Genomic DNA, 13383 nt, shown 5'->3' with positions numbered 1-13383 from the left:
AGTCCTCAGGAAGTTGCAGACTGGGCTTTGGTTTTGCTCTTGGTCGCTGAGCGATAGCTGCGCTTGGCGGTGCCGGTCTTAACGCCAGTGCCCTTCTTGATGCTTGCGCCCTTGGAGGCACCGGCCTTAGCGGCATAAGCGCCACTGCGACGTTTACGTCCTTTGAAGCCTGTACTTTTCACGCCGCTCAAGGCCGTAGGCAGTTGTGCCTTGGCCTGCTCAATAAGCTCGCCCAATTTAGCCGTCAAGGGCTGCATAAAAGCCTGATATTTAAGTTCACGGCGACAAATCGCATCCAGGCTACTTTCCCACAGCGCCGTCATATCCGGCGTGGTGGCCACTTCGGGCAGGCTTTGAATAAGCCCGCTGCCGGCCTCGGTAGCCAAAATACTCTTGCCCTGACGTTTCAAAAAGCCACGTTTAAACAAGAGTTCAATGATCCCGGCGCGGGTTGCTTCTGTCCCCAGCCCATCGGTTTCCTTGAGAATTTTGCGGATCTCAGTGTCTTTCACATAGCGGCTTATGCCTGTCATCGCCGCCAGCAGTGTGGCATCGGTAAAATGCTTGGGCGCCTGGGTCATCTTCTCCACTAATTCACCCTTGAGGCAATCCAGCATCTGCCCCTGAGTCAGCTCAGGCAAAACAGTTTGAATATCTTCCGCTTCATCGTCGGCTTTTTGTTTGCCAAACAATTGCTTCCAACCCTGTTTTAATGGCTGTTTGGCCTTAGCCACGAAGCAACCTCCGGCAATGTCGATCACAACGCGGGTTTCAAGGTATTCATAATTGGGGTAAAACTGCGCCAAATACTGACGGGCAATCTGCAAATACACCTGACGCTCACGCTGTGACAACACACCGAGGTTAGCCGTCTTTTCCGTAGGCACTATTGCATGATGGGCATCTACCTTGGCATCGTTCCAGGCCTTGGACTTAAGGGCGGGATTGGGGGCTTCACAGCCTTGCAGCAGCTCTGCTGCCCCTTGGGTAATAGCATTCAAGACTACCGGGGCCAGCTGTAACTGCGCCTTGGGCAAATGGCGGCTATCGGATCGCGGATAGGTTATCAATTTATGCCGTTCATACAGAGACTGCGCCGTATCCAGCACCTCTTTGGCGCTCATGCCGAAGCGTTTGGCACAATCAATCTGCAGCGCCGATAGACTATAGAGCAAAGGCGGCGCCTGGTGTCTTTGCTTGCGCTCCAGCTCATCTACCCGGCCGGGTTGGCCGGTGATCCTGCCGACTACATTCATTGCCAAACCGCGGGAGAGCACCCGCCCCTCCTCATCCATCCAAGGTTGACAGGCCTCACTGGGCTGCCAGCGGGCGCTGAAACAGCTGCCCTCTTGAGTGCTTAAATGGGCCAGCACTTCATAAAAAGGTTTGGGCACAAAGGCGGTGATTTCCTGATCGCGCCGGACAACCAAACCAAGCACAGGAGTTTGCACCCGACCGACCGAAAGCACGCCCTGATAGCCCACCTTGCGCCCCTGCAGGGTATAGGCACGGGTCATATTCATGCCGTAGAGCCAATCTGCTCGGCTGCGTGCCAGTGCCGAAGTCGACAATGGCACAAACTCGCGGTTGCTGCGCATCTGTCCCAGGGCGCGTTTTACCGCCTGCGGGTTGAGGTCGCTTATCAACAAGCGTTTGACCGCCGCCAGCTTATCGCCCTTGACCCCAAGGTGAGCAATCACTTCATCTACCAACAACTGTCCTTCCCGATCCGGATCGCCGGCATTGACCAACTCACTGGCCTGCTTGACCAATTTACGCAAGACACTAAGTTGCCCGCGACTGCTGGCTTTGGGTTTAACCTGCCAATCGGACGGGACAATAGGCAGATGCTCCAACTGCCAGGACTTGTAGGCGGGATCGTAGGCATCCGGCTCAACTTGCTCCAGCAGATGACCTATACACCAGGAAACACAATCACCATTACCAAGCTCGATATAGCCCTCATGTTTGCGATGGGGTTTAGGGAGCACCTCGGCGATGGCGCGCCCAAGGCTGGGCTTTTCGGCGATATAGAGGATCATCCACTGCGTCCTTTGACTGTCACTGAACAGTATTACTGGATAAAATTACAGTAATTTTAGCCAAGTCAGCTTTAGGCTGCAAATTATCCTTCATATGCTTCCCTATGGTAACTCCGGAGCCGTAGTTCTTGGTTTGAAGCCGCGCTGTTTAACGCACTTTTGTTCCGGTGCTTATTATCTGAATTCCTGCTTCCCTAATCGCTATACCCTCTCGGACTAATTGAGAATTTCTATTTGTACTTAGTAGCGAATGCTATTATAGTATATCTATTAGAAAAATCTTATTGACAAAATCCTGATGCAAGTAAGAAACGCTATATGACTGAACAGACAACTGTAGTTGCGATGCCAGGTCTAAATGAAGCAGCTCCGCCTTTCACCGCAAAAACCACCCAGGGTACGCTTAGCCTGGAAGACTCCAAAGGTAAATGGTTGGTTCTTTTCTCTGATCCGGCAGACTTTACCCCGGTATGTACCACTGAATTTATGGCGTTTACTCAGGCAAGTGCAGATTTTACAGCTCTTAATTGTGAACCGATGGGGCTGTCTATCGAAGGTATTCATGCACACATCGCATGGGCTCGTAGCATTAAAGATAACTTGGGTGTTGAAATTAACTTCCCGATTATTGCTGACCTAAATATAAAAATCGCTGGTGCTTACGGCATGGTTCAGCCAGGTGCGAGTAATACTTCTGCGGTTCGTGCCACTTTTGTTATCGACCCTGAAGGCGTACTCCGCGCAATGCTTTACTACCCAATGAGCAATGGCCGTTCTGTGGCAGAAATTTTAGGTCTAGCTGAAGCACTACAAACTAGCGATGCAAACGTATGTGCAACTCCAGAAAGCTGGATCCCAGGCAATGAAGTGATTGTTCCACCACCGGCAATCACTCAAGAAGCCGAAGTACTTAAAGTTCAAGGTTATAACTAGGTTGACTGGTGCTTCAGTAAAAAAGCTGTAATCCGCAAACCATGCGAGTTGCTATGTAAACGGATGCTATCCGGCCCACGTGACGTTAATCATCTTTTATGGAATCAAGGAGGAAATATGACCCCCAGCGTTTACGAATTTTTCGATCCGAAAACATTCACCTACAGCTATGTAGTCGTAGATCCAAACAGCCAGCAATGTGCCGTTATCGATTCGGTACTAGACTACGACCCCGCTTCAGGCAGGACTTCTTACGAAACAGCAGATAAACTGATTGAGTTTGTAACGAAAAGTGGCTTAAAGGTCGAGTGGATCCTTGAAACTCATGTTCATGCTGATCATCTAAGTGCGGCCCCCTATATCAAGCAGAAACTTGGTGGCGAACTGGGTATTGGTGAAAAAATCACTGTGATACAAGATACGTTCGGCAAGCTATTTAATGCCGGTAGTGATTTCGCGATGGACGGCAGTCAGTTTGATCATTTGTTTGCCGATAAAGAGACTTTTACTCTTGGTAATATTGAAGCGCACGCAATTCATACTCCGGGCCACACTCCTGCCTGTATGGCTTATGTGATTGGTAACTGCGTATTTGTTGGCGACACTTTATTTATGCCCGATTACGGCACCGCCCGTTGCGATTTCCCCGGAGGAGATGCAGCAACCCTCTATCGCTCAATTCAGAAATTGTTCGCTCTGCCTGATGAAACACGCGTCTTTATGTGTCATGACTACAAAGCACCAAATCGCGAAGAGTACCTGTTTGAAACTACGATTGGTGATGAACGCCTATACAATATTCACGTCAAACAGAATATTTCTGAGCAGCAATTTGTTGAGATGCGCAGAGGACGTGATGCCACACTGAATATGCCAACCCTGATTTTGCCTTCGGTTCAGGTCAATATGCGTGCCGGAGAGTTACCACCGGAAGAAGATAATGGTGTGCGCTATCTGAAAATACCATTGAATAAAGTCTGAAACTGAGTTGCGATTATGCTAATACCAATCTATTTAACGGAATCAATTACCGTTTCACCACAAATTTTACCCAGCGACATACCACGTCTGGCATCAATGGGATTTAAGTCGATCATCAATAACCGTCCAGATGGGGAAGAAAATGATCAGCCCCTGAATAGAGAAATTGAACGACTGGCTAAAGAACAGGGGATGACCTATTTTCACCTGCCGGTTATTTCCGGAAATATTACTCAGGATCAGGGAAAGCAGTTTGGTCAGTTCTTTATGCACGCCCCTAAACCTATTTTGGCTTTCTGTCGCACGGGAACACGTTGCAGCGCACTCTGGTCGATGAGCTGCACCGAATTGGGTTCATTTGATCGACGTATTGCCCAAGCTACCAAAATGGGTTTTGATCTTAGTTGGGTTAAGCAACCCGATTAACCGAATTCACACATTGCTTAGGATAGCCAAAGCATGAAAAATTCTTGGTTGGAATGGTTGCCGATATCATCTTGGTTGCCTGATTATTCGCGTCATGACGCCACGAAAGATGGCTTAGCTGCTATTATCGTGACTTTGATGCTTATCCCACAAAGCCTTGCATACGCGATGGTTGCTGGTCTGCCCCCCGTTGTTGGTCTGTACGCCAGTATCCTGCCGCTGATTGTTTATACTATGCTTGGCACCAGTAAAACACTGGCCGTGGGCCCGGTAGCGGTGATCTCGCTAATGACCGCAGAGGCCATTGCTCCACTGTTTGAAACTGGTAGCCAGGGTTATATCACCGCCGCTGCAACCTTGGCATTTCTTTCCGGTATCGTGCTATTGCTGATGTCGGTACTAAGACTGGGATTTCTGACCACATTTTTAAGCCATCCGGTGCTTTCTGGCTTTATGACTGCTTCTGGTATTCTTATCTCTATTGGCCAGCTTAAACATATTTTTGGCTTGCCACTGCATGGGGAAAATGTGCTGCAGCGCGTGGCTAATCTGATTCTTGCGTTACCCCAAACTAATCTCTATACCCTGATGATTGGGGCATTCAGTTTGATTGCCCTTATCTATGCACGCAAAAGCCTCAAACCCAATTTAATCAAACTAGGACTTTCATCAGAACTGGCAGGTCATGCAATCAAACTGGCTCCTGTGATAGTGATGATATTGAGTATTGTGCTAGTAGCCCTATTTGATCTGGACAAAAAAGGCGTCAGCGTAGTTGGCCAGATCCCAAGCGGTTTGCCTAGCTTTTCACTGCCTTCGCTCGACCTCGCACTAATCGGAGACCTGCTTCCAGCCTCAATTCTGCTGAGTGTTATCGGTTTCGTCGAGTCAGCTTCAGTTGGGCAGACATTAGCGGCGAAACGTCGCCAGAGAATTGAGCCGAATCAGGAGCTGATTGCCTTAAGTGGTGCCAACATCGCATCAGCTATTAATGGGGGATTTCCAGTTACAGGTGGTCTGTCGCGCTCAGTCGTTAATTATGATGCTGGCGCTGAAACGCCAATGGCGGGGACATTTACCGCAATTGGAATCGGCATTACCGTACTTTACTTCACCCCGCTGTTTACCTATTTGCCACATGCGGTGTTAGCGGCAACTATTATCGTTGCTGTATCGGCACTGATTGATGTGCAAGCCATTATCCATACCTGGAAAAGTGCCAAGAGTGATGCCATCGCCATGTTTCTCACCATTATCGGTGTACTGGCATTTAATGTTGAGATTGGCGTATTAGCGGGACTGGCTACATCTCTAGCGCTATTTCTATGGCGCACCAGTCGGCCACATATTGCAGTGGTTGGTTTAATCGAGGGAAGCCAACATTTTCGCAACATTCTTCGTTTTAATGTAATCCAAAGTAAAACGGTACTCAGCCTGCGGATTGACGAAAGCTTATATTTTGCCAATGCTCGTTATCTGGAAGATCAGATAATGGAATATTTGCAACAGTATCCTAAAACCCAACATCTGGTATTGATGTTATCCGGGGTAAACACAGTCGATGCCAGTGCGCTGGAAAGCTTGACGTTAATTCACGACCGCCTGAAAGATTCCGATATTCAACTACACTTATCAGAAGTTAAAGGCCCGGTCATGGATAATATTAAAAAATCGGACTTCTTTGAACACTTCAAAGGCAAAGTTTATATTAGTCAGTATGAAGCGATAATTGATCTGGATAGTTCGATAGCTCACTAACTTATTAGCTTAAAAAATACTGCAAACCTCTAATGCCGAACAGTTCCATTATTATATCAAAAAGGGGATTACATCTATCCGATGTAATCCCCCAAGCTCATATGAGCACTACCATGTATACTAGGAACAATGCGAAAATTAGTCTTACTATTGAAATAAAGGTTTAAACATGGGTGTTAAAAACTTATTCCCATATTCACTCAAGTGGTTAGTATCATAATACAGAGAAAGTCCATCCTTACTTCCCATACAACGCCCATTAACGCAAAGGTAAGGCAATGGATTAAGCACTTTAGCACCACAAGCGGCCGCAGCTTTATCCTGTGCTTGCCAAATCAGGGTATGACGTTGCATATAATCTTGATCAGTAATAAAAACATCTTGTAACCCATTGTTAAACATTAAGTTACGATAAACAGTAGTTGGTACATCAACATCCATTTCAGGCAACGGACGAACCAGGTATACCGGACGATATTGACTTAATTGACACACAGTTTCGATCTGTTTCATCACAAAGTCTTTATATACCTCGTCACTAGTCTGTTCAGGATTATCACCAAAGTAGATCACTGGTCTATTTTGGAATTTGTGCCGTTCGTTATAACCAAAAACACTACCTGTTAATCGAGAAATTAAAATTACAGGTATATCACTGGTGGTAGATAAGGTATCAAGCACATGTTGATTAAACAGATCACATTGTGATTTAGGTATATGACTCTTGGCTCCAATTAGGGTTGAGCAGCCATTATAGGTCATCTCCACAACACTTCCTTTGTCTTCAGCAGCTAATACCACACTCGATATCACCGCATTGGCATGGCTATCGCCAACAACCACAGCTTGTACTTTTCCTGTGCCATGTATACAGCTAGATTCGGGAATATCTCGTCCAGGTCCAAGAAGACATTCATTTAATCTAGGGTTACGATCAAATGACCCTTGACTTGCTTTTTCAACTTTTTTAGGTAACCGTCCTTCAACCTCTAAATGTCGTGCGGTTACTGCTAATAACTCAACCAATAATAAAACGCAAAATAATACCCATGTAGCCTTTTTAAAGCTAAGTTGACCTAGGTAATAACTAGAGCGAGTTTCAATAAATCGATACGATAGTTCTCCGAATGCAAACGTAAGCAAGATACCAGCAACAATCCAAGTAGGATTATTTTGCTCCCCCGCATAAGCAAGAAACACGACAATAGGCCAGTGCCATAAATAAAGTGAATAAGAAATCAATCCCACACGTGCGATAAGTGGATTAGCAGTCAAAGGAGACTCTTGACGGTTGGCAGCTAACACCAATACAGCCCCAAGCACCGGCACTAAAGCATATCCTCCAGGCCATGGCGTTGCCTCATTAAAACCGAAGATAGCCATTAGAATTAACGTAAACCCGAGCAACTCTATGACTTTACTGGCCATCTGTCCCAGTTGCTTATGTCTCATCACCCACCAAATAAGTCCACCTGTTACCATCTCCCATGCCCTAAAAGGTAAAAGATAGAATGCCGCACTAGGGTTAGTCTCCACGGCATACACAGACAACATAAAGGAAACCAGCGCAATAGCTAACAAAGAGAGTAATACAGCTTGTTTACCGCGCCAGCGCCAAGCCAACATCAATACCAGTGGCAACAATAAATAAAACTGCCACTCAACTGACAGCGACCAAGAATGAAGCAACCATTTTTCATAAGATGCCGCATCGAAATAACCAGCCTCACTGTAAAGCTTATGATTAGAAATGAATAAAGCCGCACCAACAATATGAGTACCTAATTTTTGATAATCGATCGTTGACAACCAAAACCAACCGAAAACCAATAATGCTACACATAATACGGCCAATACGGGAAAAATTCGTTTGGCTCTTGCAAACATAAAACGGCTATAGGAGAAACTGTTACTTTCTAAGCCTGTCACTATTATTTTTGTCATTAACAGACCCGAAATAACAAAAAAAATATCGACTCCTACAAACCCTCCAGCAAATCCTAGCACCTTAAAATGAAATAAAATAACTGCAACAACAGCCCAAGCTCTTAGTCCGTTAATGTCATAACGAAACTTTTTAGGCAATACAACCGACATATATAAGCATTTCCTACAACACGCCCTTTGAGGCAAGAAAGCCGGCAATTGTATACCTAAACCTTGGCTAACGGCAGCGACTCATATTGAACTATTGGAAATCAACGCAAAAAAAGACAACTCAAGTGAATAGATTATATAGTTCACACAATATTGTTGCGGTATTACTAGTTAAGGAAGGCAATGGTCGCAGATTTTTGATCTGCACCAGCAATATGGCCACAGTCAGAAGCTTGACTCCTCGGAAGAATAAGTCAGCGCGCCTCTGATCCAAGCCTTTAAAAAAACAGCAAGGCCGGTTCAATGAACCGGCCTTGTTTATTGTGATTTTTTTACTTGGTGTTAAACCAAGCTCGCCATAAAAGACTTAGGCTTCAATGCCTTTGCTGGCCAGGAACTCATCATAAGTGCCCTTGAAGTCGCTCACGCCATCAGCGCTTATCTCTATGATACGGTTGGCCAGAGATGACACGAAGGCGCGGTCATGGCTGACAAACAGCAAAGTGCCTTCATAGAGCTCGAGGGCGTTGTTCAGCGACTCAATCGATTCCATATCCAGGTGGTTGGTTGGTTCGTCCATCACCAGAATATTGGGCTTTTGCAGCATCAGCTTGCCAAACAGCATACGCCCCTGCTCACCACCGGACAGTACCTTGACAGATTTCTTGATGTCGTCGGCGCTGAACAGCATACGGCCCAGCACTGAACGCACCGCCTGATCGTCATCGCCTTCCAGACGCCACTGACCCATCCAGTCGAACAGGTTCATATCATTTTCAAAGTCGCTGGCATGATCCTGGGCGTAGTAGCCGATACGATGGTTTTCAGACCATTGAATGGTACCACTCTTTTGTGGCAACTCGTGGATCAGAGTACGCAGCAAGGTGGTCTTACCCACACCGTTTTCACCCAGAATAGCGATACGCTCGCCCACTTCTGCGATAAAGTTCACATCCTTGAACAGCAGCTCATCGTAACCATTGCTCATGTTCTCAACAATCAAAGCGTTACGGAACAGTTTCTTCTCCTGCTCGAAACGAATGTAGGGGTTAACCCGGCTGGAGGCCTTGATCTCATCCAGCTTGATCTTGTCGATTTGACGGGCACGGGATGTGGCCTGCTTGGCCTTGGAAGCGTTGGCAGAGAAGCGCGCCACGAAGGTTTGCAGCTCGGCAATCTGTGCCTTCTTCTTGGCGTTTTCAGCCACCAGGCGCTCGCGGGCCTGTGAGGCGGCTGTCATGTATTCATCATAGTTGCCCGGATAGACCCGCAGCTCACCATAGTCCAGATCCGCCATATGGGTACAGACAGAGTTGAGGAAGTATCTGTCGTGGGAAATGATGATCATGGTGCTGTTACGCTGGTTAAGCATCTCCTGCAGCCAGCGAATGGTATCGATATCCAAGTTGTTGGTCGGTTCGTCGAGCAGCAATACATCGGGATCAGAGAACAAGGCCTGTGCCAGCAGCACCCTGAGTTTCCAACCCGGTGCCACTTCACTCATAGGGCCAAAATGTTGCTCCAGCGGAATACCCACCCCGAGCAGCAACTCACCGGCGCGGCTTTCTGCGGTATAACCGTCCATTTCGGCAAACTGCATCTCAAGATCGGCCACTTTAATGCCGTCTTCTTCGCTCATTTCCGGTAAGGAGTAGATGCGATCGCGCTCCTGCTTCACCGCCCACAGCTCTTTGTGGCCCATGATCACTGTGTCGATAACGCTGTGCTCTTCATAGGCGAACTGATCCTGGTTCAGCTTACCCAGACGCTCGTTGGGATCCAGCGAAACATTACCCGAGGTTGGCTCCAACTCACCGGAAAGGATCTTCATAAAAGTAGACTTACCGCAGCCATTGGCGCCGATAAGGCCGTATCTGTTGCCTTCGCCGAATTTAACCGAGATGTTTTCAAACAGCGGCTTGGCGCCAAACTGCATGGTGATGTTAGCTGTCGTTATCACTGTATGATTCCAAAATATCCAGATGCGGGACCGGGCTATGTAAAGCCGCGTCCAAGAGCCCAAGGCCTATGATTGGCCGGGTAAATAAAGCCGGGCACTATAACATTCCTGCGTGAATTATCAACCAAACTCGCGGGCAGCCAGCGAGGTAAAGCAGTGCAACCAGCTGTTTATAAAAGACTTTAAAAATCTTCTGTAAGCAGATTAAAAATCCAGATCGCGGCCACACACCAAGGTAGTTTCCGTCTTGTTTGTTGCAAAAGTGCTGTAACAGCCAAGTTCGGGGCGCAAAATATCCGCCGGCAAGGCATATCCCGGCTCACCATTGATAGTGATGCTCTCGCTGTCCTCGGTGTAATCCGTGCTCAGCGTGGTGCCATCGGCCAACTGCCAGCGACTGAGAAATGAGTGCACATTGGCACAAACCGTGATTTCACACTCCAGGGTCTTTTGGCTGTCGCCCTTGATCACTATGCACTCAGTGCTTTTCACGCCGCAGCCCGCCTGAGCAGGTACAGAGACGGCACTAAGCAGTAAGGCGCCGCCTAGCAGACTCAGCTTAGCTGCCGCGGTGAATTTTCTGGATTGCATTTTCCGGCTCCTTCCCCATTCCTTTTCTCCTTTCCCATTCCTTTTCTTATTCCCTGTTGTCCTTGCTGTGACTCGCTTGGCCCGCGATATCCAGCCCCAAGCTTATATTGACCAAAGGCTCTTTAGACTAAAGGCTCTAACTGGCTAAGGCCGTGACCGCAGGCTCTCTTTTCGGCAGGCATTATTGCTGAGCAAAGGCAAACCCCTTATTTAAACAGGAAAAACAAGGCGATAAAACAAGAAAAAGCCGGGGCAATTTCCCCGGCTCGAACGCTGAAAAAGCTTAATCCAAAGACTGACGCCGCAAGCGGTTGGCGTTGGTCACCACAGTCAAGGAAGACAGCGCCATTGCCGCGCCGGCCACCACAGGGCTCAGCAAGATCCCTGTCAGCGGGTACAGCACCCCGGCAGCAATCGGGATCCCCAGAGTGTTATAGATAAAGGCGCCGAACAGGTTCTGCTTGATGTTGCCAAGCGTCGCCCGCGACAGGGCAAATGCCCCGGCCAAGCTGCCCAGCCTTGGGTTAAGCAAGGTCAGGTCGGCGCTCTCTATGGCAATCTCTGTGCCCGAGCCCATGGCAATGCCGACATCGGCGGCCATCAGCGCCGGGGCGTCATTGATCCCATCACCGACCATGGCCACCACTTCACCCTGCGCTTGAAACTTACTGACCCAGGATTGCTTTTCATCCGGCAACACCCCGGCGATGACTTCCTCTATCCCCACCTGACGCGCCACAGCTTCGGCTGTGGCCTGGTTATCACCACTGAGCAATACCAAACGCTTGCCCTGGGCCTTGAGCGCGGTCATGGCTTCTTTGGCATCGGCTTTGATTGGGTCACTGATCCCCACCAACGCCAGCAGTTGATTATCTCGAGCCACCAGCACCTGGGTGTGTCCAAGCGCCGCCCCCTGCTCCAGCCTTGCCTGGTGCGCCTCGGTCAGCCTAATGCCCAGTGCGTCCATTAGCTTGCTGTTGCCGACCGCCCACTGCCGGCCTTCAAACTGACCCAGCAGCCCTTGCCCCTGGCGATAGTCAAACCCCTGCGGCTCACTCAACACAACCTCTTTGGCTTTGGCGGCATCCAGCAGCGCCGCCGCCAAGGGGTGACCCGAGTGTTGCTCAAGGCTCGCCACGGCACGCAGCAGCTCGCGCTCATCAAAGGCATCATCAAAAATATCCACCTGAGTGACGGCGGGCTTACCTTCTGTGATGGTGCCGGTTTTATCCAGCACCACACAGCTGACCTTGCTGGCGGTTTGCAGCGCCTCACCGTTTTTCACCAACACCCCCATGGAAGCGGCGCGGCCGACAGATACCATGATGGACATAGGCGTCGCCAGCCCCAAGGCGCAGGGACAGGCGATAATCAGCACACTGGTCAGCACCACCAGCGCATGAGACAGCGCGGGCTCAGGACCGGCAAAATACCAGATGATGGCCGCCAGCAGCGCAATCACCACCACCACAGGCACAAACACGGCGGCTATCTTGTCTGTCAGTCGCCCTATGGGCATCTTGGAGGTCTGGGCCTCCTGAACCAGGGCGATAATCTTCGCCAGGCGGGTATCGGCAGGCCCGGCAGTAACTTGGTAAATAAGGCTGCCGTTACCATTAACTGTGCCGGCGCTCAGACTGTCGCCCACGGATTTAGCCACAGGAATGGGTTCGCCTGTGAGCATGGACTCATCGAGCAACGAATTGCCTGAAAGCACTTCACCATCTAGCGCCACTCTGTCACCCGGGCGCAGTCTCAGCTTGTCACCCACCACCAGCGCCGCTATGGCCACGGTTTCATCGCCGTTTTCGGTGATCTTGATAGCCGTATTGCTCTGCAGGCCAATAAGCTTCTGCACCGCTTCACTGGTCTTGCCGCGGGCTCTCAGCTCCAATGCGTGCCCAAGGTTAATCAAGCCAAGGATCATCACACTGGCTTCAAAGTACACATGACGGGTGCCGTCGGGGAAAAAGCCGGGAATAAGCACCACCAGCATGGAGTAAAGCCAGGCCGTGCCCGTACCCAAGGCGATCAACGTATCCATATTGGCACTCTTGGCCTTGAGTGAACGCCACATACCACTGAAGAAATGCCCCCCTGTGGTGACCAGCAGCAACAAGGTCAGCAGCCCCATGGCGCCCCAGATAAGTTGGCTTTGGCTATCGTGGATCATCATGTCACCACCGGCCAGGCCCCAGATCATCAAGGGGATCCCCAGCCCAAGACCGGCAATGGCCTGCCTGATCCGGGTGCGATATTCCCTGGCATCATGCTCGGCCTTGTCGGCCATGGCACTGGCGGCATCCGTTATCGGCTCGGCGCGATACCCGGCCGAGAGCAGCAGCGCAACGGCTTCAGCCACAGGCAGCCCAGCGGCTACGCTAACCTGCTTGTCGGCCAAGTTGACTCTGGCCTCGACCTCTTTGACGGCAAAGGCTTTTTCTATCTTGGCCACGCAGCTGGCGCAGCTCATATCCGGCACAAACAGTAGTGTGGGGCTGGCAGGATAAGCCGTGGCGGCCTTGTGCTTGACGGCTTTATCGGCATGGTTGCCAGTTTCAGCTTCAGTTGTAGTTGCAGCCACTGCCGGTTTCG

General features: G+C 49.5%; 9 protein-coding genes. 4 read left to right on the top strand and 5 right to left on the bottom strand.

Going from position 1 to position 13383, the window contains the following annotated elements:
* Positions 1–5: 5 nt before the first annotated feature.
* Complete coding sequence (locus SIL79_RS14080; RefSeq protein WP_319619391.1) at positions 6–2042, bottom strand: DNA topoisomerase III; 2037 nt, start codon at positions 2040–2042, stop codon at positions 6–8.
* Between the two features lie 318 nt (positions 2043–2360).
* Between SIL79_RS14080 and SIL79_RS14075 the strand changes: the two genes are divergently transcribed.
* From SIL79_RS14075 to SIL79_RS14060, 4 genes are all read left to right on the top strand, one after another.
* Positions 2361–2975, top strand: a complete 615-nt coding sequence (locus tag SIL79_RS14075) for a peroxiredoxin (protein WP_319619390.1) — start codon at positions 2361–2363, stop codon at positions 2973–2975.
* Between the two features lie 117 nt (positions 2976–3092).
* Positions 3093–3956 carry an MBL fold metallo-hydrolase gene (locus tag SIL79_RS14070; protein ID WP_319619389.1) on the top strand — a complete coding sequence of 288 codons (864 nt, stop codon included), beginning with the start codon at positions 3093–3095 and terminating at the stop codon, positions 3954–3956.
* A 15-nt stretch (positions 3957–3971) separates the two neighbouring features.
* Positions 3972–4382, top strand: coding sequence for a TIGR01244 family sulfur transferase (locus SIL79_RS14065; RefSeq protein WP_039032786.1), 411 nt, complete (start codon positions 3972–3974; stop codon positions 4380–4382).
* Positions 4383–4415: 33 nt separating this feature from the next.
* Positions 4416–6140, top strand: coding sequence for a SulP family inorganic anion transporter (locus SIL79_RS14060; protein ID WP_319619388.1), 1725 nt, complete (start codon positions 4416–4418; stop codon positions 6138–6140).
* 147 nt (positions 6141–6287) lie between these two features.
* On the opposite strand, the gene SIL79_RS14055 is transcribed toward SIL79_RS14060, so the two are convergent.
* From SIL79_RS14055 to SIL79_RS14040, 4 genes are all read right to left on the bottom strand, one after another.
* On the bottom strand, positions 6288–8237 hold the full coding sequence (locus SIL79_RS14055; RefSeq protein WP_039032784.1) for an acyltransferase family protein: 1950 nt from the start codon (positions 8235–8237) through the stop codon (positions 6288–6290).
* A gap of 367 nt (positions 8238–8604) precedes the next feature.
* Positions 8605–10197: an ABC-F family ATPase gene (locus SIL79_RS14050; RefSeq protein ID WP_025009796.1), complete on the bottom strand. Its 1593-nt coding sequence runs from the start codon at positions 10195–10197 to the stop codon at positions 8605–8607.
* A gap of 204 nt (positions 10198–10401) precedes the next feature.
* The gene (locus SIL79_RS14045) at positions 10402–10788 is read right to left on the bottom strand and encodes a hypothetical protein (protein WP_319619387.1); all 387 of its coding nucleotides are present in this window, start codon (positions 10786–10788) and stop codon (positions 10402–10404) included.
* A 283-nt stretch (positions 10789–11071) separates the two neighbouring features.
* Positions 11072–13276 (bottom strand): heavy metal translocating P-type ATPase, encoded by a 2205-nt coding sequence (locus SIL79_RS14040; protein ID WP_405130440.1) that lies wholly within the window; start codon positions 13274–13276, stop codon positions 11072–11074.
* Positions 13277–13383 lie beyond the last annotated feature (107 nt).

It is taken from the genome of Shewanella indica, assembly GCF_033842865.1.
GTDB lineage: Bacteria > Pseudomonadota > Gammaproteobacteria > Enterobacterales > Shewanellaceae > Shewanella > Shewanella indica.
The sequence above is the reverse complement of the archived record's forward strand: the minus strand, read 5'-3'. Positions and strand labels throughout refer to the sequence as shown.

What these genes read in the sequence shown, in the direction of transcription:
- SIL79_RS14075 (WP_319619390.1), top strand. Translation starts at nt 2,361, where the DNA reads ATGACTGAACAGACAACTGTAGTTGCGATGCCAGGTCTAAATGAAGCA.
- SIL79_RS14060 (WP_319619388.1), top strand. Translation starts at nt 4,416, where the DNA reads ATGAAAAATTCTTGGTTGGAATGGTTGCCGATATCATCTTGGTTGCCT.
- SIL79_RS14080 (WP_319619391.1), bottom strand. Translation starts at nt 2,042, where the DNA reads ATGATCCTCTATATCGCCGAAAAGCCCAGCCTTGGGCGCGCCATCGCC.
- SIL79_RS14045 (WP_319619387.1), bottom strand. Translation starts at nt 10,788, where the DNA reads ATGCAATCCAGAAAATTCACCGCGGCAGCTAAGCTGAGTCTGCTAGGC.
- SIL79_RS14055 (WP_039032784.1), bottom strand. Translation starts at nt 8,237, where the DNA reads ATGTCGGTTGTATTGCCTAAAAAGTTTCGTTATGACATTAACGGACTA.
- SIL79_RS14065 (WP_039032786.1), top strand. Translation starts at nt 3,972, where the DNA reads ATGCTAATACCAATCTATTTAACGGAATCAATTACCGTTTCACCACAA.
- SIL79_RS14070 (WP_319619389.1), top strand. Translation starts at nt 3,093, where the DNA reads ATGACCCCCAGCGTTTACGAATTTTTCGATCCGAAAACATTCACCTAC.